This window comes from Mesorhizobium sp. B2-7-1 (genome assembly GCF_006440735.1).
Taxonomy (GTDB): domain Bacteria; phylum Pseudomonadota; class Alphaproteobacteria; order Rhizobiales; family Rhizobiaceae; genus Mesorhizobium.
In genome coordinates this window covers 1-23,043 of sequence record NZ_VFUA01000013.1, presented here as the reverse complement: position 1 = coordinate 23,043, position 23,043 = coordinate 1, and the positions used below count along the sequence as shown (strand labels likewise).

25 protein-coding genes are annotated in these 23,043 nt (G+C 64.5%); 13 read left to right on the top strand and 12 right to left on the bottom strand.

From position 1 onward, the window contains the following. Window positions 1–5: 5 nt before the first annotated feature. Entirely contained in the window at window positions 6–509 is a 504-nt protein-coding gene (locus tag FJ471_RS07810) for a hypothetical protein (RefSeq protein ID WP_140802596.1), read from the top strand. Here the strand turns inward: FJ471_RS07810 and FJ471_RS07805 are convergent. Beyond that, window positions 506–1,045, bottom strand: coding sequence for an Lrp/AsnC family transcriptional regulator (locus tag FJ471_RS07805; protein WP_140802595.1), 540 nt, complete (start codon window positions 1,043–1,045; stop codon window positions 506–508). The two genes, FJ471_RS07810 and FJ471_RS07805, sit on opposite strands and share 4 nt — an antisense overlap. A 48-nt stretch (window positions 1,046–1,093) precedes the next feature. Between FJ471_RS07805 and FJ471_RS07800 the strand changes: the two genes are divergently transcribed. After that, a complete protein-coding gene (locus tag FJ471_RS07800; protein ID WP_140802594.1) occupies window positions 1,094–2,272 on the top strand; it encodes an MFS transporter in 1,179 nt (392 codons plus the stop codon). Between the two features lie 4 nt (window positions 2,273–2,276). On the opposite strand, the gene FJ471_RS07795 is transcribed toward FJ471_RS07800, so the two are convergent. The 3 genes from FJ471_RS07795 to FJ471_RS07785 all read right to left on the bottom strand — a co-directional run bounded on the left by FJ471_RS07795 (window position 2,277) and on the right by FJ471_RS07785 (window position 4,293). Beyond that, window positions 2,277–3,194, bottom strand: coding sequence for a sigma-70 family RNA polymerase sigma factor (locus FJ471_RS07795; protein WP_140802593.1), 918 nt, complete (start codon window positions 3,192–3,194; stop codon window positions 2,277–2,279). Window positions 3,195–3,242: 48 nt separating this feature from the next. Continuing rightward, window positions 3,243–3,662, bottom strand: a complete 420-nt coding sequence (locus tag FJ471_RS07790; protein ID WP_140802592.1) for a GFA family protein — start codon at window positions 3,660–3,662, stop codon at window positions 3,243–3,245. A gap of 91 nt (window positions 3,663–3,753) precedes the next feature. Further along, the gene (locus FJ471_RS07785; RefSeq protein ID WP_140802591.1) at window positions 3,754–4,293 is read right to left on the bottom strand and encodes a dihydrofolate reductase family protein; all 540 of its coding nucleotides are present in this window, start codon (window positions 4,291–4,293) and stop codon (window positions 3,754–3,756) included. 157 nt (window positions 4,294–4,450) lie between these two features. Here FJ471_RS07785 and FJ471_RS07780 point away from each other — a divergent pair, with 157 nt between their 5' ends. Further along, window positions 4,451–4,873 carry a GNAT family N-acetyltransferase gene (locus tag FJ471_RS07780; protein ID WP_140802590.1) on the top strand — a complete coding sequence of 141 codons (423 nt, stop codon included), beginning with the start codon at window positions 4,451–4,453 and terminating at the stop codon, window positions 4,871–4,873. On the opposite strand, the gene FJ471_RS07775 is transcribed toward FJ471_RS07780, so the two are convergent. Further along, a complete protein-coding gene (locus tag FJ471_RS07775) occupies window positions 4,870–5,985 on the bottom strand; it encodes an anhydro-N-acetylmuramic acid kinase (protein ID WP_140802589.1) in 1,116 nt (371 codons plus the stop codon). The two genes, FJ471_RS07780 and FJ471_RS07775, sit on opposite strands and share 4 nt — an antisense overlap. 189 nt (window positions 5,986–6,174) lie before the next feature. On the opposite strand from FJ471_RS07775, the gene FJ471_RS07770 reads away from it, so the two are divergent. The 8 genes from FJ471_RS07770 (at window position 6,175) to FJ471_RS07735 (ending at window position 14,168) form a co-directional block, all read left to right on the top strand. After that, window positions 6,175–6,858, top strand: a complete 684-nt coding sequence (locus tag FJ471_RS07770; RefSeq protein ID WP_140802588.1) for an SDR family NAD(P)-dependent oxidoreductase — start codon at window positions 6,175–6,177, stop codon at window positions 6,856–6,858. A gap of 202 nt (window positions 6,859–7,060) precedes the next feature. Beyond that, complete coding sequence (locus tag FJ471_RS07765; protein WP_181179227.1) at window positions 7,061–7,897, top strand: transporter substrate-binding domain-containing protein; 837 nt, start codon at window positions 7,061–7,063, stop codon at window positions 7,895–7,897. A gap of 29 nt (window positions 7,898–7,926) precedes the next feature. After that, window positions 7,927–9,264: a cation:dicarboxylase symporter family transporter gene (locus FJ471_RS07760; protein WP_224670258.1), complete on the top strand. Its 1,338-nt coding sequence runs from the start codon at window positions 7,927–7,929 to the stop codon at window positions 9,262–9,264. Continuing rightward, complete coding sequence (locus FJ471_RS07755; RefSeq protein ID WP_140802586.1) at window positions 9,261–10,058, top strand: amino acid racemase; 798 nt, start codon at window positions 9,261–9,263, stop codon at window positions 10,056–10,058. The genes FJ471_RS07760 and FJ471_RS07755 overlap by 4 nt, the downstream gene beginning before the upstream one ends. A 208-nt stretch (window positions 10,059–10,266) precedes the next feature. Beyond that, window positions 10,267–11,118 (top strand): MetQ/NlpA family lipoprotein, encoded by an 852-nt coding sequence (locus tag FJ471_RS07750; RefSeq protein ID WP_140802585.1) that lies wholly within the window; start codon window positions 10,267–10,269, stop codon window positions 11,116–11,118. Between the two features lie 81 nt (window positions 11,119–11,199). After that, a complete protein-coding gene (locus FJ471_RS07745) occupies window positions 11,200–12,291 on the top strand; it encodes a methionine ABC transporter ATP-binding protein (protein ID WP_140802584.1) in 1,092 nt (363 codons plus the stop codon). Continuing rightward, window positions 12,272–12,925 carry a methionine ABC transporter permease gene (locus tag FJ471_RS07740; protein ID WP_140802583.1) on the top strand — a complete coding sequence of 218 codons (654 nt, stop codon included), beginning with the start codon at window positions 12,272–12,274 and terminating at the stop codon, window positions 12,923–12,925. The genes FJ471_RS07745 and FJ471_RS07740 overlap by 20 nt, the downstream gene beginning before the upstream one ends. Window positions 12,926–13,148: 223 nt before the next feature. After that, on the top strand, window positions 13,149–14,168 hold the full coding sequence (locus tag FJ471_RS07735; protein ID WP_140802582.1) for an isopenicillin N synthase family oxygenase: 1,020 nt from the start codon (window positions 13,149–13,151) through the stop codon (window positions 14,166–14,168). Between the two features lie 217 nt (window positions 14,169–14,385). On the opposite strand, the gene hpaH is transcribed toward FJ471_RS07735, so the two are convergent. From hpaH to FJ471_RS07710, 5 genes are all read right to left on the bottom strand, one after another. Next, the gene (gene hpaH / locus FJ471_RS07730) at window positions 14,386–15,189 is read right to left on the bottom strand and encodes a 2-oxo-hept-4-ene-1,7-dioate hydratase (protein WP_181179225.1); all 804 of its coding nucleotides are present in this window, start codon (window positions 15,187–15,189) and stop codon (window positions 14,386–14,388) included. Then, on the bottom strand, window positions 15,186–16,061 hold the full coding sequence (locus tag FJ471_RS07725) for a fumarylacetoacetate hydrolase family protein (protein WP_140802580.1): 876 nt from the start codon (window positions 16,059–16,061) through the stop codon (window positions 15,186–15,188). The genes hpaH and FJ471_RS07725 overlap by 4 nt, the downstream gene beginning before the upstream one ends. Before the next feature lie 100 nt (window positions 16,062–16,161). Further along, window positions 16,162–17,142, bottom strand: coding sequence for a 3,4-dihydroxyphenylacetate 2,3-dioxygenase (hpaD, locus tag FJ471_RS07720; RefSeq protein ID WP_140802579.1), 981 nt, complete (start codon window positions 17,140–17,142; stop codon window positions 16,162–16,164). Between the two features lie 12 nt (window positions 17,143–17,154). Further along, window positions 17,155–18,672: a 5-carboxymethyl-2-hydroxymuconate semialdehyde dehydrogenase gene (hpaE, locus tag FJ471_RS07715; RefSeq protein ID WP_140802578.1), complete on the bottom strand. Its 1,518-nt coding sequence runs from the start codon at window positions 18,670–18,672 to the stop codon at window positions 17,155–17,157. 35 nt (window positions 18,673–18,707) lie between these two features. Further along, the gene (locus FJ471_RS07710) at window positions 18,708–19,094 is read right to left on the bottom strand and encodes a 5-carboxymethyl-2-hydroxymuconate Delta-isomerase (protein WP_140802657.1); all 387 of its coding nucleotides are present in this window, start codon (window positions 19,092–19,094) and stop codon (window positions 18,708–18,710) included. Between the two features lie 235 nt (window positions 19,095–19,329). Here FJ471_RS07710 and hpaR point away from each other — a divergent pair, with 235 nt between their 5' ends. Further along, a complete protein-coding gene (gene hpaR, locus FJ471_RS07705) occupies window positions 19,330–19,734 on the top strand; it encodes a homoprotocatechuate degradation operon regulator HpaR (protein ID WP_246684639.1) in 405 nt (134 codons plus the stop codon). A gap of 156 nt (window positions 19,735–19,890) precedes the next feature. On the opposite strand, the gene FJ471_RS07700 is transcribed toward hpaR, so the two are convergent. Together FJ471_RS07700 and FJ471_RS07695 are read right to left on the bottom strand one after the other, a co-directional pair. Further along, on the bottom strand, window positions 19,891–20,400 hold the full coding sequence (locus FJ471_RS07700) for a flavin reductase (RefSeq protein WP_140802576.1): 510 nt from the start codon (window positions 20,398–20,400) through the stop codon (window positions 19,891–19,893). Between the two features lie 24 nt (window positions 20,401–20,424). Then, on the bottom strand, window positions 20,425–21,969 hold the full coding sequence (locus tag FJ471_RS07695) for a 4-hydroxyphenylacetate 3-hydroxylase family protein (protein ID WP_140802656.1): 1,545 nt from the start codon (window positions 21,967–21,969) through the stop codon (window positions 20,425–20,427). A 94-nt stretch (window positions 21,970–22,063) separates the two neighbouring features. On the opposite strand from FJ471_RS07695, the gene FJ471_RS07690 reads away from it, so the two are divergent. Then, the gene (locus FJ471_RS07690) at window positions 22,064–22,942 is read left to right on the top strand and encodes a helix-turn-helix domain-containing protein (protein ID WP_140802654.1); all 879 of its coding nucleotides are present in this window, start codon (window positions 22,064–22,066) and stop codon (window positions 22,940–22,942) included. Window positions 22,943–23,043: the final 101 nt, after the last annotated feature.

Below are 23,043 nucleotides of genomic sequence, written 5' to 3'. Positions count from 1 at the left end.
CGAAGATGTCACCGGCCGTAATCTTCAACATTCATCTCGCACTGGGCTACGTGCCGTGGCTGCTCTGCTTCGCCGCCTATGTCTGGCCAAGACTGAGATCGATGGAGCCGGCAGAAGCGCAGCGCGCCATCGCCACGCTGCACAGTTTCCGCTTCTTCGGGCTCGTCTTCCTCATTCCGGGCGCGGTCGGCCCCGACCTTGCTCCTGGCTTCGCAAGCTTCGCCGCCTATGGCGACTTCGCCACCGGTCTGCTCGCCATGTTGGCGCTGCTCTTGGCGGCGAGGCCCGCGATCTTCTGGCCTCTGGTCGTCGCCTTCAATGTGGTGGGCGTGGTCGACCTTGCCGGCGACTACTACCACGGCGTCGTGCTCGACCTTCCCGGCCACGCCGGGCAATTGGGCGCGACCTATGCGATCCCGATCCTCTACGTGCCGCTTTTGATGATCACACATGTCGCGGCCTTCTACCTGCTGGCGCGTGCCAGGCGCCGTCAGTTGGCGGCGGCCTAATACATCGGGTTTGCCATGTGCTTCGGTGCCGGCCACTCGCTCGTGATCTCCGGCTGCACCGGACGCTCGAGATAGGTCGACAGCACGACATAGCTGCGCGTCGAGGTAACGCCGGGCGTGTCGTAGAGGCGGGCCAGCAATCCCTCCAGCGCCCGCGTGTCCTCGGTGCGTACCTTGAGCAGCATGCAGGTGTCGCCGGCCACCGTGTGGATTTCCTCCACCTCCGGATATTTGGAGACCGCCATTAGCTCCGGCGTCTTGCCCCAGCCCCTTGTGTCGATATGCACGAAGGCGAGCAGCGGCTTCTTCACCGCCCTCGGATCGATGATCGCCGAGGTGGCGCGGATAGCGCCGCTGCGCTTCAGCCGCTTGACCCGCTCATGCGCCGCCGGCGGCGAGAGGCCGACGCGCTCGCCCAGATCGGCATAGCTGATGGTCGCGTCCTCCACGAGGACGCCTAATATCTTTCGGTCGATCGGGTCGATCTCACGGACCGGCTGCTTGTTCCGCTGAATGTCATCTGTTTCTGCGTTCATATGGAAATTCTCCATTGCTGCGGAATTTAGTTCGGCCATTATGGAGATATGTCGAACACCAATCAATCTGCAATTATGACCGGCGCGCCTCGGGCGCCGATACCGGCCGCCGCCTATCTGCTGACGGGCTGTATCGCCGTTATCGGCTCCAACTCGCTGGTTCTGGGACCGATCGCGCCGGCGGTGGCTGCATCGTTCGGGACCAGCGTGCCGGCGGTGATGACAGCGGCCGCCGCCTTCGGCCTCGGCACGTCCGCCAGCGCGCTCTTCCTCGCCCGCTACATCGACAGGATCGGCGCGCGGCGCATGTTGCAGGGCGCACTCTTGTTGCTGGCTCTGGCGCTCGTCGCCAGTGCTTTGGCGCCGACGGTCGTGTTGCTCGTCACGGCGCAACTCGTTGCCGGCATTGCTGCCGGCATCGCCATGCCGGCGATCTACGCCAGCTCGGCCGCGATCGCCCCGCCCGGCCGCGAGAGCGGCACCATCGGCGTGGTGCTGACCGGCTGGACGCTCTCGATGGTCGCCGGTGTCTCGCTGTCGGCCGTGATCGCCGACCTAATCCACTGGCGCGCCGTCTTCGCGGCCGTGGCGCTGCTGGCGGGAGCGGCCGTTGCCGGCCTGGCGATGAGCTCGCTGCATGACACCAGGAAAACCGGCCCGGCGCCTTCGCCGCTCGGCGCGCTCACCGTTCCCGGCATAGTGCCGCTGCTCATTGCCTGCGGCGCCTTCATGACCGCCTTCTATGGCGTTTACGGCTATCTCGGCGACCATCTGCACGAGTCTCTCGACGAGCCGGTCAGCGCCAACGGCCTGGCGGCGGTCGCCTATGGCCTCGGCTTCGGCGCGGCCGCATTACTGGACAGTGTCATCGACCGGCTCGGCGCGCGCCGCGTCATGCCCTTCGCCTATCTGCTGGTCGCCGCCGTCTACGTCGCGATCGCTTTGGCGAGCGGCGGCTTCGGCCTGCTGCTTGCGTCAATAGCCGTCTGGGGCCTCGCCAACCATTTCGGGCTCAACGTGCTGGTCATGCGCCTGACCGCCCTCGACGCGTCGCGACGCGGCACCATCATGGGGCTGAACAGCGCAGTCACCTATCTGGCCGTCACAATCGGCACGGCAGGCTTCGGCCCGCTCTACACGAGCCTCGGCTTTGCCAACTGCGCTCTGATCGCCGCGGGATTGATGCTGGTGGCGGCGGCCGCCGCGGCTTGGCGGTCAGCGGGCTGACCGATCAGTCTGGGTTCGCAACGGTCACCATGCGTGCCACCTTCAGCAGCCACGGACACGCATAATAGTCGCTGATCCGAATGACGGCACCCTCGGTCGCTTCGATCCGAACCGGATAGGCCGATTCCCAGCCGGCTTCGCCGCGGTGAAGCACGAGCAGCACGATCTCGCCATCGACCGCGCCGATCGCCATTTTCCAGTTGTCCTTGCCCTTTTCATATTCGACGAAATAGATCGAATCCAACAAAGACCCCCTGAAGCAGTCCGACACCCGCAATTGCGCGTCGGCGCTGGTCAATGCCCGCACGCCGTCCCAGTCACGGCGGTTGAAGAGTTCGACATAGCGGTTGAGCAGTTTTGACAGCTCGGGATCCGGCGAAGGCTCCGGGCGAACGGCCGGCTGGCCCGGCAGCGCGGCCAGCTTGGCGCGGCCGCGGCTCAAGGCCGCCTTGACGCCGCCGACCGTCGAGCCGACGAGATCGGCTATCTCTTCCAGCGAATGGTCGAAGACGTCCTTCAGCAGAATGCAGGCGCGCTCCTTCGGCGGCAGGTGGATCACCAGCCGTTCTATGGCGCGACCGGCGCTCTGGCCCACGAGCTCGCCCGGCATGACGATCTCATCGACCGCGAAATTGGCCTCGGCGCGCTGGCGCGTTTTCCGGTTGCGCAGGAAGTCGATGCAGCGGTTATGCGCGGTGCGAAACATCCATGAACGAAGCGCGCCAGGATCGTCGATCTTCTCGATCTTGCGATAGATCTCGAACAGCGTTTCCTGCATGACGTCCTCACCGTCGAGCGCCGAGCCAGTCATGCGCGTGCAATAGCGGTGCAGCCGCTCCCGCAGATGCGCAACCGTTTCCAGGAATGCGGCGTAGCGAATGTCGAAGAGCCCGCTAGGCTCAAGTCTTGGCTGCATCGTCATGGCGACACGAACTCCGTATGCGCTTCCCGTGAGGCAAGGTCCGCCATGCTACATCGTCCTGATGTCGTCGGGAGTCCGATCGAAGCGATCATGTCTGCCGTCGACATGCATCACCGGCGCCGCCGCCAGTTCTTCCGGGTCTATCCCGTCGAGAGCCGCCATCGGAATGGCGTAGACGATGCCGCCAAGCGCCGGAACGTCGCCACGCGCCGGCATGCGCACGCCGCAGGTCGCGCAGAAATGATACTGGACGCTGGGCGCCTCCCGGCCCGGCGGGGTCCACTGGTATTCGGTCTGCGCCTCGGCGCCGGACACAAGGCGATAGTGCTGCGGACCGACGAAGCCCACCCAGGAGCGCGTCTTGGCGCATGTCGAGCAATTGCATTTGACGGTTCCCCGGCTGAGATCGATATCGGCCTCGAACCGCACTTTGCCGCAATGGCAGCTTCCTGCGTAGGTCTTCAACATAGCCCGATGGTCTCCGTGCTCGCCGACCGGCATGATCGCCGGCCGACTCCAGGACGGATGGCAGCGGGAAAAGGATACGTGCGCGCCAAGATCATTTCAGCACGCGATAGGTCAGCGTCACGATGCCACTCTCGAACCGGCGTGTGTCCGTGAGCTCCAACCTGACCAGGGATGGGTCGACATCCTGGAAGGCGCGCTTCCCATAGCCGACACGTGTCGGCAGGATGGACAGCTGATATTCGTCGACCAGCCCGCTGGCGAGCAAGGTCTGGTCGAGCTGGCTGATGCCGTATTTCAGTATGTCGCCGCCGCCTTGCGCCTTGATCGCGGCGAGGCCCTCCACAATGTTGCCTTCGATCAGGGAAGCGTTCCAGCCGACCTCTTTCAGGGTCCGCGATGCGACCAGTTTCTTCATCCCGTTCATGCGGTCCATATACTTGCCTTGGATCTGCGGCCATCGGCTGGAAAACAACTCGTAGGTGACGCGTCCGAGCAGGAAGTACTCTGCCTCGCCGGCCTTCTGATAGGAATGTTCCAGCGCATCTCCGACAAAAAAGGGCGACGCCCAGTTCATCGGCGCCTCGATAACGCCGTCGAGTGAAATGAAGCTGCCGACGATCAATTTCCTCATCGAAGTTTCTCCTGTTGCGTGGTGACGCTCCTAGGACGTACGACGCGCGCTCCGGGATACGTGGTGTGGGAATTATTTTCAGGGCCGAGGTTGGCTTGCCGACGCCGTGGCTCCTTCGATATGGCTTGGCGCAGTATCGGCCGGAGCGAAAAGCGCGATGAAGACGACCCTTGAAGTCACGGCCGAGCCCTTGCCGCAGGACCTCGCTTTCCTGAGTGGGAGTCTCAGTGCCTTCAACGATGCCGATGTTGGCGCATCGGGCCGGAAGCCGCTCGCGGTTATCGTGCGCGACGAGCATGGCGACATCGTCGCCGGCATTTCCGGCTACACCGCCTGGGGCTGGCTCTATGTGCAGTGGCTGTGGGTCGACGAAAGGCTACGTGGCCGCCGCATGGCCGCCAGCATGCTCGACACTGCCGAACAAGAGGCGATCGGACGTGGCTGCCACGGCGCCTGGATCGACACCTTCAATCCCATCGCCGAGAAGGTTTACCGGCGCCAGGGCTACAGGCCGTTCGGCGAACTGCCTGACTTTCCCGCCGGCCGCAGCCGCATCTTCCTGCAGAAGAAGTTGCCTTAACCCGCGAGCTTTCCGCCGCGCATCGGCTCAGGTGCGCCGGTGGTGCTCGGAAAGCTGATCGGCAGGCCGCGCAGCACGCGCACGGCGAGGAAAGCAAAACATTCCGCTTCCACCGCGTCGCCCTTCCATCCAAGCGTCTCTGCCTGCACCACCTCGACGTCGGCGCGGCTTTCGAGCATTGCCATCATCGTCGGGTTGTGGCGGCCGCCGCCGCTCACCGCGAGCCGCTTCGGCCGGCGCGGCAAAAGGTCGAGCGCCTTGCCGACGGCCGACACGGTGAAGGCCGTCAGCGTCGCCGCGCCATCCTCCGCGCCGAGCCCCTCTGCCATCGCCGCAGTGAAGTCGAACCGGTCGAGCGACTTCGGGTAGGGCTTGGTGAGGTAGGGATGCTTGAGCAGCCGGGCGAGCCTTTCCTCGTCGACCTTGCCGGCTGCGGCCAGTCTGCCGTCCCGGTCCATCTCGCCGAGCCCTTGCGCCTTGATGAAGTCGTTGACCGGCGCATTGGCCGGCCCTGTGTCGAAGGCGACGATATCGCCCTTGCCGTCCCACCAGGTGATGTTGCCGACGCCGCCGAGATTGAGCACGGCGGTGTCGCCGCTGGCGTCCGTCTCCTTCAGCAGCGCCGCGTGGTAGGCGGCGGCCAGAGGCGCGCCTTGCCCGCCGGCCGCGACATCGGCCGAGCGGAAATCATAGGCGACCTTGGCGCCGAGCAGCGAAGCCATCAGTTCGCCGTCGCCCAGCTGGCGAGTCCTGCCGATCTTGCCCGGCTGCGGCGCGCGATGCAGCACGGTTTGCCCATGGAAGCCGACGACGCCGATATCGGCCATGCTCATGCCCTGGCTCTCGACCAGGTCTCTGACCGCAGCCGACTGCGCGCGCGTCAGCGCTTCTTCGGCTTCGCGAAAGATCGCCGGCTCCGGTCCCTCGAAATTCCAGGCGCGCGCCTGGCGCAGCGTCTCTTCCAGCAAGGCACGGATCGATTGCGGGTAGGGGGCCAGCGTGTAGGTGCCGGTGTCGGCGATGCGCTCGCCATCCGTCTTGATCAACGCCACGTCGATATTGCCGTCGAGCACCGTGCCGGTCATCAGGCCGACCGCCCAGATTGGTTCCATGGTTTTGTCCTCGAATCGTCTTTGATCCACGTGTCGGACGGATTGGCCCGGCAGGCAAGTCTTCCGCCGCGCCCATCCAGATGGCCTTTTGCGCCAAATGGCGGAAATCGAGCATCCACGTGCTTGCCTCTTGTCGCCGAAGGCGCGAGCCTGCAGGTTCGACAACGAGGGACCTCAAGGAGGAACGCTATGGCAGCCAATGTTGCGGTGATCGCGGGCGCCGGCTCGGGGCTAAGCGCCTCGCTGGCACGGCTCCTCGCCAAGGAGGGGTTCCGCATCGTCCTTGCCGCGCGCAACGTCGACAAGCTGGCCGCGCTGGTCAAGGAAACCGGCGCCCAAGCCGTGGAAACCGACGTGTCTGACGCGGCCTCCGTCGAGCGGCTGTTCGAGGCGGCCGACAAGGCTGGTCCGCTTGAGATCGCCGTCTTCAACGCCAGCGGCCGCACGCGCGGCCCGATCGCCGAGCTCGATCCCGAGGCGGTCAAGCAAGCCTTGCTCGTCGGCGCCTATGGCGGCTTCCTGGTCGGCCAGCAGGCGGCGCTCCGGCTTATAGCGCGGGGCTCAGGCTCGATCCTGTTCACCGGCGCCAGCGCAAGCCTCAAAGGCTTTTCCGGTTCCGCCGGTTTCGCCATGCCTAAATTCGGCCTGCGCGGCCTGGCGCAATCGATGGCGCGCGAGCTCGGCCCGAAGAACATCCACGTCGCGCATTTCATCATCGATGGCCAGATCGCCTCGCCCGCGAGGACGCCCGAGCGGACGGACAGCCACCTGTCACCCGATGCGATCGCCGAGACTTATCTCGCCACCCATCGTCAGCATCGCAGCGCCTGGAGCTTCGAGGTCGATCTCAGGCCCTGGGTCGAGACGTTCTGACGACCCGTTGCGCAAACGGTACAATAACGCGCCTCGCCGTTGCCTTATTACTTTAGAAGGTATGCATATTTCTTGATGCTACTTTAGTGATCCGCAATGTAAAAAGGCGCAAAATAAAAGATACCTTTACTTAACTTCGGCGTGCATACTGCGCATTTATCAGATTTGTTGTCCGGCTTCCCCGCACGAATTGAGAACGCGCATGCCGCTTACACGTCGCACGCTGTTTGCAGCCGGAGGCGGAGGGCTGCTGATCGCGCAGGCGCAAGCCGTGGCCACGCCGGCCCAGGCGCAAGACGCTCCCCAACCTGTCGTCGGCGTCAACAAGCTGCGCATCGCCATGCCGGCCTTCGCCTCCGATCCGTTCTTCCCGGCCGACGGCTCGGGGGACGGCGGCATCGACGTGGACCTGGCGCGCGGCATAGCCGCGGAGCTTGGCGTCGAACCGGTGTTCGACCGGTCCGCCGTGACCTTCGACGCCATGGTGCAACTGCTGACGTCCGGCGAGGCGGATCTGGCGATCGGCAAGCTGAGCCGCACTCTTCAGCGCGGTCGCTCGATCCTCTATTCCCGGCCCTACGCCATGCTGCACCAGGGGCTGCTTGCCAACCGCGTGAACCTGGCGCGCATCGCGCAAGGCAAGCCGCCCGAACAGATCATCCGCGATTTCTCCGGCGATCTCGGCGTGATCGAAGGCTCATCCTTCGCCACCTATGCGGCGACCACATTCCCGCACGCCACGATCCAGCGCTTCGCGGGCTGGAACACGGTCATCGATGCGATCCGCAACGGCACGATCGACCTTGCCTATCGCGACGATTTCGAGATCAAGAAGCTGATGGTCGACGATCCGTCGATGACGGTCGTCGCGCGCTCGATCACGCTGACGGACAAGGTCGACACGATCGCGGTCGGCGTCAGCCCGGCCAATCCCCATCTGGCGGCCTTCGTCGATCTCTATCTCGATCTGGCGCGAGGCCAGCAGGTCCTCAGCACTGACGAGATCATCGCGCGCTATCGTCAGGGGAGCAAAGCCTGACAATGGCCGTCTCGGATGTAGCCGCACCCATGTCTTTCGATTGGCGCCTGGCGGCAAAGCGCATCCTGCGCTCGCCGTTGACGACGATGATCATGATCCTGGCCGGGATCCTGTGCGGCCTCTATTACCCGGCCTTCGCCCACGCCATCAGTCCGGTTGCGCAGATCTACCTGAATTTCCTAAAGATGGTCGTCTTGCCCTATCTGGTCTCGTCCGTCATCTTCTCCATCACCGCGATGGTCCAGGATCCGAAATCGGTCCGCTATCTTGGCAAGGTGGGCATAGCCGTTCTGGTCGTGTCGTTCCTTGCCGTGCTGGTGAGCGGCACCTATTCGCTGATCCTCAAGCCCGGCCAGATCGAGAACCCGCAGTCGCGCATCGAGCTCGGCGAGTTCATCAATTCCCAGGGCAGCGTCTCCACCGATCTCGCATTCCCGTTCCAGCCGCCGCCATCGACCGGCGATCCGAACGCCGGGCATTCGATCTTCATGGACCTGGTGCCGAACAACGTCTTCAACGCGTTGGCCTCGGGCCAGACCATCCAGGTCCTGTTATTCTGCCTGCTTTTCGGTCTGGCGATGGGCAAGATTCCGCAGCCCTCGTCGCTCAGCCTGTCGCAAGCGCTCAACGCGGTGTACCGGGCGTGCACGGTGCTGACCAACTGGTTCGTCTGGGGGCTGCCCTTCGCGACCTTCATCCTGATCGCGGACCAGACCGCGTCGACCGGCACCAAGCCGCTGATGCTGATGGGCGGCTATCTGCTGGTGATGGGCCTTTCCTGCCTGACCTTCCTCGCCGGCGCGTTTGCAATTATCGCCATGCGGTCGCGACGGAGCTACTGGGCCACGATCAGGACCTGCCAGCCGCTCCTGATGGTGGCCATCACCACACGCTCCTCGGTCGCTTCGTTGCCATGGGTCATCAACCTGTTGAGCGAGCGCCTGCGCTTCAACCTTGTCGTCGTCGAGTTGCTCGTGCCGCTGCAGGCGGCTTTGCTGCGAACAGGCCCGGCGCTGGTCTACACCTCGGGTGCCCTGTTCATCGCCCAGCTCTACGGCCATCAACTGGCGATCCCTGATCTCTTGCTCGTCGGCATCGTCTCCGCACTTCTGGCGCTGACCACCGGCGGCATGGGCAGCCTGCTCATCCTGTCCCAGATGTCGATCGTCTGCGGTTACCTGAAGCTTCCCTTCGAGGCAGCGTTCGCCCTGTTCGTGGCGGTGGATGCGGCCGTCGATACGTTCATGACGCTGTCCAGCGTCTGCACCGTGGCGGCGAGCACGGCCATGATCGCGCCCAACCACAGGGAGACGACGCAGTCCGATGAAACGGTCGCGGGCGAGTTCGAAGCCGAGCCCGTCCGATGATCGACGACAGCATTCGTCCTAAGCTTGGCATCATCGGCGGTCTCGGGCCGCTGGCATCGGCGGACTTCTATTTCAAGCTGACCCGGATGACCGAGGCGTTCAGCGACAACCAGCATGTGCCTTCCGTCATCCTCAGCGTGCCGCAACTGCCCAACCGGACCGAAGCGATCCTGGCCGGACATGACGGGCCGCTGGCGCCGCTGATGGCCGCGGTCTCGACGCTGAACGCGCTCGGCGTTGCCTGCATCGCCATGCCCTGCAACACCGCTCATCATTGGTATGAAAAGCTGGTGGCGAACTCGCAGGCCGAGATCATCCACATCGGCGACGCGGTGGCGGCGGAAATCCGCCGCGGCTTGGACCGGGGCAGGGTTGCGAATCTCGCAACCCGGGGCACGCTTGCCTCCGGTTTCTATCAGGAGAGGATATCGGTGGCGGGTTTCGAGCCTTGCCTTCCCGCGGACACGGAGTTCCAGGAACGCGTCGACAGCGCCATCGGCCTCGTCAAGGCCGGCTCGATCGCGCAGGCCGCGGCTGAAACCGAGCGGGCGCTTCATCTCGCGCAACTGGCTGGCGCCGATGCGGCACTTCTCGGCTGCACCGAACTGTCGGTCGTGTCGGCCAGCCTCGGTGACACGAACGGATTGATCGTCATCGACAGCAATGCGGCCCTGGCGCGGGCCTGCCTGACGCGCCTGGGCTTCGGCGTTCAGGAAGTGCGAGGCCTGCCGACGGTGCCTCGCCTGCGGGGGAATGGCCGATTGAGCTGGCGCGCTGCGCGGCAAGCCTCTTAAGCGTCATCGCTTCGGACCTTGACCGGCCCAAACCGGCTTGCCAGCGGCTGGCATGCTCCAAGTCATAAAATCTTTGAGAGAATATTTTCCGCGCTCCGCCTGAGAGGAAATGCGCTTCTTTGCCTGACCGGGCAGCATTGGTGATGCTGATATCAAGGCTTCGCATCCCGCCAGGCCAAAGTGATTTCAGGATCGCAAGGAACGCATCATGTCCGAACGCGGCAACGCTTCAAATTCTCTCGTTACGTCAATCACCAGGCGCGCCGGACTTGCCGCGCTTTTCGCTACGACGCTTGCCGTGGTCGGCTTCGCCGGACCGTCGCCGTCCTTCGCCGAAGACAAGAAGGCGATCAAGGTGGGCATCATCAGCGGCGAGGACGAGGATGTCTGGCGCGTCGTCACCGCCGAGGCGGCCAAGAAAGGGCTGACGATCGAGACCGTCGTCTTCAACGACTACACCCAGCCCAACGAGGCGCTGGAGCGCGGCGAGATCGACGCCAACGCCTTCCAGCACAAGCCCTATCTCGACAACCAGATCAAGACGCAGGGCTACCACATCGTGCCGGTCGGCTATACCGGCGTCTGGCCGATCGGCCTCTATTCGAAGAAGCACGCCAAGGTCGCCGAGCTGCCCGAGGGCGCCGTCATCGGCCTGCCGAACGACCCGTCCAACGAAGGCCGTGCTCTGCACGTCCTGGAGCATGAGGGTCTGATCAAGCTCAAGGAGGGCACCGGCATCCTGGCGACCACCGCCGACATTGCCGACAACCCGAAGAAGCTCGAGATCAAGGAACTCGACGCCGGCATCGTCGGCCGCTCGGTGGAGGATCTCGATGCCGCCGTCGTCAACACCGACTGGGCGCTGAAAAGCGGCCTCGGCCCTGAAAACCGCATCGCGCAGGAACCGGTGGCCGACAACCCTTACCGCAACTTCATCGCCGTCAAGGCAGGAACCGAGAACGAGCCCTGGGTGAAGGCGCTGGTCGCCTCCTACCAGAACGAGGCGGTCAAGGCTGAGTTCGACAAGGTCTACAAGGGCACCGGGATCAGCGCCTATTGATCGGGGCCTGGCTGTCGGAAGTTGGCTCCGCTGTTGAGCGGGCCGCCGTCGCGTTTGAGCGGCACTGAAACGGAAACAGAGATGAACCAGCACGTCACGGCCGAGATAGGCGACCCGGTCGTTATCGATCCCACGAGGTCGCAAGACGTCGTCCGCCTCGTCGACCTGAAGCGCCGCTTCGGCGCGACGGCGGCGCTCGACGGCGTTTCGCTTAACGTGAAGAAGGGCGAGATCCTCGGTATCATCGGCCGCAGCGGCGCCGGCAAGTCGACGCTGATCCGCTGTCTGAACGGGCTGGAGCGGCCCGATTCCGGCGAGGTCTTCATCGAAGGCAGCGAGATCGGCCGTCTGGGCGAACGCGAACTGCAGCCGCTGCGCCGCCGCATCGGCATGGTGTTCCAGCACTTCAACCTTCTGTCGGCGAAGACCGTCGAGGAGAATGTCGCGCTGCCGCTCAAGATCGAAGGGCGGCCCCGCGCCGAGCGCATGACGCGCGCGGCCGAGTTGCTGCAACTGGTCGGCCTTTCTGAGAAAGCCAAAGCCTATCCGGCCTCGCTGTCGGGCGGACAGAAGCAGCGTGTCGGCATCGCCAGGGCGCTCGCCGCGCGCCCGGCGCTGCTCTTGTCCGACGAAGCGACCTCGGCGCTCGATCCGGAGACGACGCGCTCGATCCTGGCGCTGCTCAAGGACATCAATTCCAGGCTCGGGCTGACCATCCTGCTCATCACGCACGAGATGGAGGTGATCCGTTCCATCGCCGACCGCGTGGCGGTGATCGATGCCGGCCGGATCGTCGAGGAGGGCGCCGTCTGGCAGGTCTTCGCCAACCCGAAATCGGAGATCACCCGCAGCCTGCTCGGCGGCATCCGGCCGCAACTGCCGCCGGAGATCGCCAGCCGATTGGCCAAAGGCGAAGGCGCGGAAACTATTCTTCGGATCGATGTCGCCGGCGAAGCGGCACGTGGCCCGCTGTTCTCGGAGCTGAGCGCCAACGTGCCCGGCCCGTTCCGGCTTGTGCATGGCGGTATCGACCACGTGCAGCAGCAGCCGGTCGGCACGCTGTTCGTGGCGGTTCCTGGAGCCGACGCCGCGCATCTGGCGGCAGTTATCGCTTTCCTGAAAGACCGCGGGGCGCGGGTGGAGGTGCTTGGCCATGTCGCCGATCCTGTTTGAACTCCTGCTCCGCTCGATCTGGGAGACGGTGCTGATGACCGGCGCGTCCGGTATCATTTCGCTGGTCTTCGGCCTGCCGCTCGGTCTGGCGCTGGTCGCCACCGATCGTGGCGGCATCGCCGAAAGCCTTTGGCTCAACCGCATCCTCGGCGCCATCATCAATGGCTTCCGCTCGGTGCCCTTCATCATCCTGCTGGTGGCGCTCATCCCGGTGACGCGGCTGATCGTCGGCACCTCGATAGGCACCTGGGCGGCGATCGTGCCGCTGTCGATCGCCGCGACGCCTTACTACGCCCGCATCGCCGAAGTCTCGCTGCGCGAGGTCGACCACGGCTTGATCGAGGCGGCGCGCGCCATGGGTGGCAACCGCTGGACCATCATCCGCGAGGTGCTGGTGCCGGAAGCGTTGCCCGGCATCGTCGCCGGCTTCACGGTGACGCTGGTGACGCTCGTCGGCGCCTCGGCCATGGCCGGCGCGATCGGCGCCGGCGGCCTCGGCGACCTCGCCATCCGCTATGGCTACCAGCGCTTCGAGACCAGCGTCATGGTCGCCGTGGTCATTGTGCTGATCGTGCTGGTCTGCGGCATCCAGTGGATCGGCGACCGGCTGGTCGCAAGGCTGGATCATCGCTGACAGGGCAGGGCATGGGTGGCGTCGCGAACGCAATTTGCCGCAAAAGCCGGGAATTGAGCGCCGGCTTGCGCCGTTTGCAATGAGATTGGTCGGCGCGTTTCTTCACCCGCAATGGCGCGCATGTCATCTTGCGGCAGGGGCGCTAGAGCAATTCCAAGGAAAGTGCAGCGGTTTTCCGTCCGGAATTGCGAAAAACAAGAGTTACGCCAAGAGGAGCCTGTCCATGCCCAGAATAATGCCGGTGCTCGATCTCGACCGCCTGGAGCAGGGCCCGTCGGAGCTTCGAACTTTCTTGTTTGATTTGCGCACGGCAGCCCGCGATGTCGGCTTCTTCTATCTGAGCGGCCACGGCATCACCCAGCCGGAAATCGATGCGGTGCTCGACGCGGCGCGCCGCTTCTTCGCCCTGCCGGAAGCCGACAAGCTCGGCATCGAGATGGTGAAGTCGCCGCAGTTTCGTGGCTATACGCGCGCCGGTGGCGAGCTGACCAGGGGCAAGGCCGACTGGCGCGAGCAGTTGGACATCGGGGTCGAGCGCCCGGCCGTTTCGCAAGGGCTGGGCGTGCCGGCTTGGACGCGGCTGCAAGGCCCGAACCAGTGGCCCGCAGCACTTCCCGATCTCAAGCCCGCGCTGCTTGCCTGGCAAGCCAAGGCGACCGACGTGGCGATCCGGCTGCTCAAGGCTTTCGCGCTGTCGCTCGACCAACCGGAAGACGCTTTCGACCCGATCTATCGCGGCGAGCCGAACCATCGCATGAAGATCGTGCGCTATCCCGGCCGCGATGCCACCGGTGACGACCAGGGCGTCGGCGCGCACAAGGATGGCGGTTTTCTCACCCTGCTGCTGCAGGACGAGAACAAGGGCCTGCAGGTCGAGTATGATGGCAGCTGGGTCGATGTCGATCCCATCCCGCGAACGCTCGTCGTCAACATCGGCTCGCTGCTCGAACTCGCCTCGAACGGCTATCTCAGGGCAACTGTGCACCGCGTGGTGACGCCGCCGGCCGGCGTCGAGCGCATTTCCGTGCCGTTCTTCTTCAGCGCCCGCCTCGACGCGACGATCCCGCTGCTCGACCTGCCCGAGGAACTCGCCGCCGAAGCGCGCGGCCCGGCCAGCGACCCCGACAATCCGCTGTTCCGCAATGTCGGGACCAATGTGCTGAAGAGCCGTCTGAGGTCGCATCCAGACGTTTCACGGCGTCACTATGCCGACCTTCTGGAAAAAGCATCGGCCGCCGGCTGAGGATTCCTGATGATTGCGCGAGATTTTTTCGCATTTCCGATCTTTTTTGGAATTCCGTTCGTGGAAAATACACCGTTTAGGCCCCAAATAAGAGGCATCGCTCGGTGTTTTCCTCCCATTGCGCCGGGCGGTGTTCCCCTCTGAAGGTTATGACCTTCATTCTTGGCCGGGCCGCTTTCGCGCCCGGCCTTTTTTCAGAAGCTGAGAAATGCCTGGATCAGGCGAAGGCGATGCGGATCGCGCCAAAGGGCCCGAAATCCGAGACGATCCGGTCGCCATGCCGGCATTCGACCGGCCGGATGAAGGAGCCCGACAGCACGACTTGGCCGGCCTCGATCCGCATGCCGTACTGGTGCAGCCGGTTGGCGAGCCAGACGATGCCCTTGGCGGGATGATCGAGCACGCCGGCGCCGAGGCCCGTCTCCTCGACCTCGCCGTTGCGCGACACGATCGCGCCGATCCAGCGCAGATCCGCCTCGCGTGGGCCGGCGGCGCGGCCGCCGACGACGATGCCGGCATTGGCCGCATTGTCCGAGATCGTGTCGAAGAAGGTGCGGATCCTGCCGGTCTCCTTGTTCATCCGCTCGATGCGGGTGTCGAGGATTTCAAGCGCCGGCGTGATATGATCGGTGGCGTCGAGCACGTCGTCGACCGAAATGTCGGGACCAGCCAAAGGCGCCTTCATGACGAAGGCGATCTCGGCCTCGATGCGCGGCTGGATGAAACGATCGGCAGGCACGGTGCCGCCATCTTCGAAGAACATGTCGTCGAACAGGATGCCGGAATCCGGAATGTCAATGCTGAGCGCCGACTGCATCGCCTTCGAGGTCAGGCCGATCTTCCAACCCTTGATCGTCAGTCCCGATGCGGCCTTGCGCTTCACCAGCGCCGCCTGCACGCGGTAGGCGTCGTCCATCGTCGCCTCTGGAAAATCGAGGCTGAGCAGCCTGATCTGGCGCCGGTCGCGCTCGGCTTCGAACAGCCTGCGGGCGGCGTCCTCGATTTGGCTTTCCGTCATCATCGGCCGGTTCCTTCGTCGACGACGCCATTCCTGAGCGTCCCGATGCCTTCCGCCTCGACCTCGATGACGTCACCTGGCGTCAGCCAGATCGGCGGGTCGAAACGGGCGCCGGCACCGGTCGGTGTTCCCGTGACGATGACGTCGCCCGGCACCAGTGTTGTGAAGGTCGAGATGTAGTTGATGATCTTGCGGAAGGAAAAGATCATGCGCCCGGTGCGGTCCTGCTGGCGGATCTCGCCATTGACGCGGGTGGTCAGCGAAATGTCGGCGATCTGCGCCTCGTCGGCGAACGGCACCAGCCACGGTCCGATCGAGCCTGTGCGGTCGAAATTCTTGCCTTGGGTGACGTTGAATTTGGCGTGGCGCACCCAGTCGCGGATCGTGCCTTCGTTGCAGAGCGAAAGCGCCGCGATATGGCCGAGCGCATCGGCCTCGGCGATCCGCCGCCCGCCCTTGCCGATGACGATGACGATCTCGCCTTCATAATCGAGCTGCGGCGATTCCGGCGGCCGCACCAGCGGTGAGCCATGGCCGACGAAGGAGCGCGGGAAGCGGATGAACAGCGACGGGTTCGAGGGCGCTGCCTGCCCATCCTTGTACTCCTCGTTGCGGTCCGGATAGTTGACGCCGACGCAGATGATCTTTTCCGGCGAGGGCACCGGGATTTCGTAGGCGATGTCCTCCACGCTGAAATCGGCTGCCAACCCTTCAGCTTCCTCGGCGAGCTTTACGAGCGCGCCGGCCTCGATCACCTCGCGCAGCGTCGTCCATTCGGGATGGCGCGCCGAAAGGTCGACTACGCCTCTGTCTGTGACCGCGCCGTAGCGCGTCTTGCCGCGGACGGTGAAGGTGACGAGCCGTCCCGTGCTCATGCTGAAACTCCGATGAATAGCCAATCTCCCCACTTGAGCGGGAGATGTCCGGCAGGACAGAGAGGGGGGCGAAGGAACGCGAACATCTCGCAACAGCCCATCAAGGCGCCACGATCGGCGAGGCCGCCAGATCGGACTTGCGCGGCTCGACACCGGCAAACACGCTACCTTCCTCGAACCAGCTTCGCGGCGCCGGCGCGCCCCACAGCGTCTGGCGCTGCGGGTCTTTCAAATCCCACTTGATCGGCTCGAGATCCGGATCGACCGTCTGGTAGTCCGAGCAATAGATCTCGACGCGATGGTTGTCCGGATCGCGGATGTAGAGGAAGAAGGCGTTGGAGATGCCGTGCCGTCCAGGCCCGCGCTCGATGTTGCCGACATAGCCGGTGGTCGCCATCAGGTCGAGCAGGTCGATGATGTTGAGCGGCGTCGGCACCCAGAAGGCAACGTGGTGCAGGCGCGGGCCGAGGCCGTTGGTGAAGGCGATGTCGTGTACGCCGCCCTTGCGGTGCGTCCAGGCCGCCCACAGCCTCCCGGTCTCTTCGTCCTGCGTGTATTCGGTCACGCGGAAGCCGAGCTCGTTGTAGAACGCCACCGCTTCATCGACGTTGGGCGAGAAGCAGTTGAAGTGGTCGATGCGCAGCGGCTTCACGCCTTTGTACAAGGCGTATTTCTGATGGATCGGCGGCAGCCGTTCCATTTTGGAATAGAACTCCAGCGGAATGCCGTGCGGATCACGGGTGCGGAAGGTGCGTGACTGGTAGGGCCGTTCGACCCATTCCACCGGCAGGCCTTTTCCCTTGAAGAAATGCTCGGCCTTGTCGAGATCCTCGTCGGAGAACACCTTGAAACCGAGCTCGCGCGCTTCGGGCGTTGTCGCCTTGCGCAGCACGATGCAGTGATGGCCGCGTTCCTCCATGGCGCGCAGATAGATCGCGCCGCTGGTCTCGTCGGTCACCTGCAGGCCGAGCGTGTCGACATAGAAGGCGCGGGATTTTGCAAGGTCGGTGACGGCGAGCTCGACATGGCTGAGCCGCACGATGTTGAAGGCGGGGTAGAGGTTGGGTTGGGGCAGGGCCATTTGTGTCTCCGGTCAGCCGCCGAGCTTCTGGATCGAATGCGGCGCCGTCGCGAACGCGATGTTCTTGGTTTCCATGTAGAAGTCGAACGACCAGTCGCCGCCGTCGCGGCCGATACCCGAGCTCTTGACGCCGCCGAACGGCGTCGGCAGATGTCGCACATTCTCCGAATTCACCCAGATCATGCCGGCGTCGAGCGCATCGGTGAAGCGGAAGGCGCGGGTGACGTCGGAAGTCCAGAGATAGCCGGTCAGGCCGTATTGCGTGTCGTTGGCCAGCGCCAGAGCCTCCGCCTCGTCCTTGAACGGGATTGCCGTCAGCACCGGCCCAAAAATCTCCTCCTGGGCGATGCGCATCTTGTTGGTGGCGCCGACGAAGAGCGTCGGGCTGACATAGCAGCCGCCGCCCGGGCCGGCGAACTTGCCGCCGCCGGCCGCGACCACCGCGCCTTCCGACTTGCCGATCTCGATATAGGAGAGCACTTTTTCTTCGTGCACCGGATGGATCAGCGGCCCGACCACGGTCTCGGGATCGAGCGGGTGGCCGATCCTGATGCGCTTGGCCTTCTCCGCCACAAGGTCGGTGAACTTGTCGTGCACGGAGGCCTCGACCAAAAGGCGCGACGACGAGGTGCAGCGCTCGCCGTTCAGCGAATAGATCATGAAGACGGCGGCGTCCGCAGCGCGCTCCAGGTCGGCGTCGGCGAAGACGATGACCGGGTTCTTGCCGCCGAGCTCGAAATGCACGCGCTTCAGCGTCTCTGCGCCCTGCTTCATGATCATCGAGCCCGTGCGGCTTTCGCCGACGAAGCCGATCGCCTTGATGTCGGGGTGCTCGGTCAGCGCCCGGCCTGCATCCTCGCCGAACCCGTTGACGAGGTTCCACACGCCCTTGGGGAGGCCGGCTTCCTCGGCGATCTCGACCAGCAGCCGGGCGGTGAGCGGCGACAGCTCGGCCGGCTTGTGCACCACCGTGCAGCCGGCGGCCAGCGCCGGCGCGATCTTCCAGGTCGACAGCATGAAGGGCGTGTTCCACGGCGTGATCACGCCGACCGGGCCGATCGGCACGCGTGTCGTCATGTTGAGCTGGCCGGGCGCCCTGAGCGAACGGCCGTCGCGCGCTTCCGGCGCGCGGTCGGCATAGAAGCGGAAATTCTCGGCGCCGCGCAGTGCCGCCTTGGCCATGAACTTCAGCGACTGTCCAGTGTCCATGCATTCGACGAAGGCGATCTCCTCGGCGCGCGCGACGATGGCGTCGGCGATTTTGTGCATGAGCTTCTTGCGCGCATCGCCGGAGATCGCCGCCCAATCCCTGAACGCGGTCTTCGCGGCCTTGGCGGCGCGGTCGATGTCGGCGGCCTTGCCGCGCGCCACGGTGGCAATCGGCTTGAGGTCGATCGGCGAGATCGTCTCATAGGTCGAACCGTCGGCCGAGGGCACCGCCTCGCCGGCGATCTGGTTGAGCACGCCGCCTTTACGGAAGCGTTCGAGATAGGCCTCGGCCTTCTTCAGATTGTCGTCCAATGCCGCCATGGGTGTGCTTCCTGTCGATTGCTTGCCGCGCCCGGTTATTTGCCACGCAGGCGCGGATGGATGGCGTTCTTCTTCCAGCTTAGCTCGGCGTCGATCTCGCGGATCTCCAGCGACAGCGCGAAATGCGGCGTGGCGAACAGCGATGCCAGATGATCGGTGACCGCCGCGAAGATGGCCTCGCCGGCGCTCTTCTTTTCCGCCGCGCTGCGACCCTTGCCGATGCGGAAGTTCATGTCGATGAAGCCGTTCTCCGGGAGCCGGTCGGCAATCGCATAGGCTTCGGCGCAGAAGGCGCGCACCCGGACCGCGCCCGGTTCGAACAAGCCTGTTTCGAGGATGGTGCGCGAGACCAGCGCGCAGAGTTCGCCCATGTCGAGCTTCGCGTCGAGATTCGCCGAATATTCGATCGCCATATGGGGCAAGGTTTCCTCCGCCGGCAGCACCGGTCTTGTAGTTAACATGTGAATTACATCTTGACGCGGGAATGTCAAGCGTCGTTCTCTCTGCGGATGCAACTCCCGGGGTGGGATTGCCGCTCTCGGCAAAATCGCGGATATAGCTGCGATCCCGCCCTAGACCTTTGTTGCGAGTCGTACTGGACTGGAATTTTTCGGAGACCTGATTTTGCTACCGCCCAGCACCCGCCGTTCCTTGCCCATGGCTCTGCTTCGCGCCCGCGAAGTGATCATGGCGCATTTCCGGCCGATGCTCGCCCGCCATGATATCACCGAGCAGCAGTGGCGCGTGCTGCGCGTTCTCGCCGAAACCGGTCCGCTGGAAGCGACCGAGCTCGCCAACCGCGCTTCGATCCTGCCGCCGAGCCTCACCCGCATCATCAAGGCGCTGGAGGAGAGGGAGTTCATATCCCGCAACAAGGTGAAGGATGACGGCCGCCGCGCGCTGCTCGCCATCAGTCCGACCGGCGTGGCGCTGATCGAGGAACTGGCGCCCGAGCGCACCGCCATCTACGAGGCGATCGAGAAGCGCTACGGCGCCCAAGAGCACGAGCGCCTGCTAGATATGCTGGATAGCCTGATCCAGTCGGAGTCGATGGAGGGCTAGGATTTCCCTTTTCGCCTTGTGGGAGAAGGTGGATCGGCGCGCAGCGCCGAGACGGATGAGGGGTGTTCCAGGGAACGCCAGCGTCTCACTCCGCTGGAGCACCCCTCATCCGTCGCCTTCGGCGACACCCACAAGGGGAGAAGGGATGGGCGCTCCTCACCCGCCAAAACTCCCCAGCGCGCTCGGCTGCATGTAGTTGCGGCCGACATACAGCAGCGCCGCCTCGTCGCTGCCGTGACGGATGTCGACAACACGGCCGAACATCACATTGTGCGTGCCGACCTTGTTCACCGCGCCGATCTCGCAATCGAAGCTGACGATCGCGTCGAGCAGCGCCGGCATGCCGGACGGCATGGTCTGCCACCGCGCGGCCTGATAGCGCTCGGTCATGTCGCGGATCGCGCCGGCGAATTTTGCCGCCAGATGCATGTGCGACTGGGTCAGCACATTGACGCAAAAACGCTGGTTGGCGAGGAACATTGCAGTCTGCGCCGAGCGCTCGTTCATGCACACCAGCAGCGTCGGCGGATCGTCGGAGACGCTGCACATGGCGGTCGCGGTGAAGCCGCCGCGCCCGGCCGGACCATCGGTGGTAACGATGTTGACCGGCGCGCAGACCCGCGCCATCGCCTCGCGGAATTCCAGCCTCGCGACTTGTGACGTCATGGCCGCTTCCATGGCTGGCCTCCGTCAGTTGGCCTGGGCGCCGAGGGGTGGCAGCCAGGTGTCGCCGGTCCAACCCTTCTCGTCATAGTCGGCCATGCATTGGTCGACGAGTTCCTCCATCTGCTTCAGCCGCCCGCCGCGCTCCGCGCCCTTCAGCACCTGCAGCCGCACCTCTTCCGGCGCGCCGGCATAGTTGAGCTCGTAGAGCGCGTGGCGGCCGCCGAATTCGGTGCCGGTCGCGTCCCACAACAGCTTCATGATCTTGATGCGTTCGACATGGCCCATGTCGTTGGAGCCGCGCACATACTGCGCGAGATAGCGGTCGATTTCCGGATTGTCGAAATCGCGCGCCGAGGAGGGCAGATAGATCAGCCCGGAAGCGATCACGCGGCGCACCGTGTCGATGACGCGCGGATAGGCTTCCGACATGAAGGTGCGGTAAGCGAGCGCGGCCTCGAGATTGGGCAGCACCGCGCCGTTGGCCCAGGGAATCGGATTGTGCGCCATCGCGTTGGAGAAGCTCCAGAACATGTGGCGCAGCGCAATCACCTCGCCGAGCGCCGCCTGGTTACCGCGGAAGGCATCGCCGCCGGTCGCGCGCAGCGCCTTGGCGAGCAAGCCGGCGAGAAAGTCGAGTTTTACCGCAAAGCGCGTGCAGCCCTGGAAGCAGTAGCCATGCATGAAGCCCGACGCCGGATGGAAGGACAGGATTTTTTGCGCGTCGCGCAGCACCAGCACGTCCTCCCAGGGGATGAAGACATTGTCGAGCACCAGGATCGCGTCATTCTCGTCGAAGCGCGACGACAGCGGATAGTCGAAGGGATGGCCGACAGTGTTGGCGGTCTGTTCGTAGGAGACGCGGCAGAACATCTTTATGCCCGGCGCGTTCATCGGCACGATGAACATCACCGACAGCGACGGATCCTCCGTCACCGTCGCCGAGCTCTGCGCCAGGAAATTATAGTGGGTGAGCGCCGACGACGTCGCCACCACCTTGGCGCCCGACACCCAGATGCCGGCATCGTTCTCCTTGGTGATGTGCACGAAAACGTCCTTCACCTGCTCGGCCGGCTTGTGGCGGTCGATCGGCGGATTGACGATGGCATGGTTCATGAACAGGACCGCTTCCTGGGCTCTGCTGTGCCATGCGCGCGCATTGTCCTTGAACGGTCCGTACCATTCGGCATTGGCGCCGAGCGTGTTCATCAGCGCCGCCTTGTAGTCGGCGGTGCGGCCCATCCAGCCATAGGTCATGCGCGCCCAATGCGCGATCGCGCTTTGCTGCGCGGCAAGCTCGGCGGAGGAGTGCGCGACGCGGAAATATTTGTGCGTGAAACCGCCGGAGCCGGTGTCGGTCGGCGAGGTCAGCACCGCCTGCTGGTTGGGATCATGCAGCGCGTCGTAGAGGCGTGCCAGCGAGCGCACCGAATTGCGCATCGCCGGATGGCTGGTGACGTCGGCCACCCGTTCGCCATTGATATAGACCTCGCGCCCGTCGCGTAGGCTCGCCAGATATTCGGCGCCCGTGAACGGCCGCGACTTGTCGGCCCGGAATTCTTCCGATCGCATCATGATCCTCCCTTGATTGGTGGAGAGTAGCGGGAGCCGAGCTAATGGTTTATGGACGAAAGCGCAAAACCGCTTGGACTTTTTCCGGCTGCTCATGGGCCAGACCGCCATTCCGGAATTCTTCGTCTACGGCGAGCCGGCACGGGCGCTCGACGTCGGCTTCCTGCATGTCGAGACCGTGCAGGCCCGCGCTTCGGTGCACCGCGGCCAGGTTCTGGCCCACAAACACCCGCAAATGGCGCAGGTCACGTTCTGGACGAGCGGGCAGGGCATCTACCGGATCGAGGACAGGACCTGGAGTTTTTCGGCACCGACGGTCAGCTTCATGCCGAGCGGCGTGGTGCATGGGTTCGACATCGAGCCGGGCACTGACGCGATCGTCGTCTCGGTCGCGGACGCGGCACTCGCGGCGATCGCCGAGCACTCGGCGCTGGCGCTCGACCAGCCGGTTCTCATCACCGCACGTGGTGAGGAAGCGCTTTGGCAAAGGCTCGGCGACACGGTCAGGATGATCCAGGCCGAATATGCCGAGGCGCAAGCCGGCGCGGAAAAGATCCTGCCGCCGCTGGTCGCCGTGGCATTGTCGCACATCGCCCGTCTCGACGCGCAATCGCATGCGATCATGGTGCCCGCGGCGGTCGCTCTAGGCGGCCGGCTCAGGCGGCTGATCGACCGACACTTCCGCGACGACTGGCCGGTCGAGCGCTATGTCGAGGAACTCGGCACCACGCGCCATCTGCTCGACAAGGCGGCGCATCAGGTGCTGGGCTCCGGCGTGCGTCAGTCGATCGGCGAAAGGCGCCTGGTCGAGGCCAAGCGGCTGCTGCTCTTCACCATCCGCACGGTCGAGGACATCGCCTATGAGACCGGCTTCAACGACCCAGCCTATTTCTCACGGTTCTTCCGCCAGGCGGTTGGGGTGGCGCCGGCGGCGTGGCGCAAAGAGCGTCTGGCAGTAGGCAGTAGGCAGTAGGCAGTAGGCAGTAGGCAGTAGGCATGGAGTGCACCCCAAAACTGAGACAAGGATATAAGGGACAGTCCTGAGAGAGGGACTGATGCCTCAAAGACGGAAAT

Coding starts and splice junctions, on each gene's coding strand:
- FJ471_RS07810 (WP_140802596.1), top strand. CDS start 6: ATGTCACCGGCCGTAATCTTCAACATTCATCTCGCACTGGGCTACGTG.
- FJ471_RS07805 (WP_140802595.1), bottom strand. CDS start 1,045: ATGAACGCAGAAACAGATGACATTCAGCGGAACAAGCAGCCGGTCCGT.
- FJ471_RS07800 (WP_140802594.1), top strand. CDS start 1,094: ATGTCGAACACCAATCAATCTGCAATTATGACCGGCGCGCCTCGGGCG.
- FJ471_RS07795 (WP_140802593.1), bottom strand. CDS start 3,194: ATGACGATGCAGCCAAGACTTGAGCCTAGCGGGCTCTTCGACATTCGC.
- FJ471_RS07790 (WP_140802592.1), bottom strand. CDS start 3,662: ATGTTGAAGACCTACGCAGGAAGCTGCCATTGCGGCAAAGTGCGGTTC.
- FJ471_RS07785 (WP_140802591.1), bottom strand. CDS start 4,293: ATGAGGAAATTGATCGTCGGCAGCTTCATTTCACTCGACGGCGTTATC.
- FJ471_RS07780 (WP_140802590.1), top strand. CDS start 4,451: ATGAAGACGACCCTTGAAGTCACGGCCGAGCCCTTGCCGCAGGACCTC.
- FJ471_RS07775 (WP_140802589.1), bottom strand. CDS start 5,985: ATGGAACCAATCTGGGCGGTCGGCCTGATGACCGGCACGGTGCTCGAC.
- FJ471_RS07770 (WP_140802588.1), top strand. CDS start 6,175: ATGGCAGCCAATGTTGCGGTGATCGCGGGCGCCGGCTCGGGGCTAAGC.
- FJ471_RS07765 (WP_181179227.1), top strand. CDS start 7,061: ATGCCGCTTACACGTCGCACGCTGTTTGCAGCCGGAGGCGGAGGGCTG.
- FJ471_RS07760 (WP_224670258.1), top strand. CDS start 7,927: ATGTCTTTCGATTGGCGCCTGGCGGCAAAGCGCATCCTGCGCTCGCCG.
- FJ471_RS07755 (WP_140802586.1), top strand. CDS start 9,261: ATGATCGACGACAGCATTCGTCCTAAGCTTGGCATCATCGGCGGTCTC.
- FJ471_RS07750 (WP_140802585.1), top strand. CDS start 10,267: ATGTCCGAACGCGGCAACGCTTCAAATTCTCTCGTTACGTCAATCACC.
- FJ471_RS07745 (WP_140802584.1), top strand. CDS start 11,200: ATGAACCAGCACGTCACGGCCGAGATAGGCGACCCGGTCGTTATCGAT.
- FJ471_RS07740 (WP_140802583.1), top strand. CDS start 12,272: ATGTCGCCGATCCTGTTTGAACTCCTGCTCCGCTCGATCTGGGAGACG.
- FJ471_RS07735 (WP_140802582.1), top strand. CDS start 13,149: ATGCCCAGAATAATGCCGGTGCTCGATCTCGACCGCCTGGAGCAGGGC.
- hpaH (WP_181179225.1), bottom strand. CDS start 15,189: ATGATGACGGAAAGCCAAATCGAGGACGCCGCCCGCAGGCTGTTCGAA.
- FJ471_RS07725 (WP_140802580.1), bottom strand. CDS start 16,061: ATGAGCACGGGACGGCTCGTCACCTTCACCGTCCGCGGCAAGACGCGC.
- hpaD (WP_140802579.1), bottom strand. CDS start 17,142: ATGGCCCTGCCCCAACCCAACCTCTACCCCGCCTTCAACATCGTGCGG.
- hpaE (WP_140802578.1), bottom strand. CDS start 18,672: ATGGCGGCATTGGACGACAATCTGAAGAAGGCCGAGGCCTATCTCGAA.
- hpaR (WP_246684639.1), top strand. CDS start 19,330: ATGGCTCTGCTTCGCGCCCGCGAAGTGATCATGGCGCATTTCCGGCCG.
- FJ471_RS07700 (WP_140802576.1), bottom strand. CDS start 20,400: ATGACGTCACAAGTCGCGAGGCTGGAATTCCGCGAGGCGATGGCGCGG.
- FJ471_RS07695 (WP_140802656.1), bottom strand. CDS start 21,969: ATGCGATCGGAAGAATTCCGGGCCGACAAGTCGCGGCCGTTCACGGGC.
- FJ471_RS07690 (WP_140802654.1), top strand. CDS start 22,064: ATGGGCCAGACCGCCATTCCGGAATTCTTCGTCTACGGCGAGCCGGCA.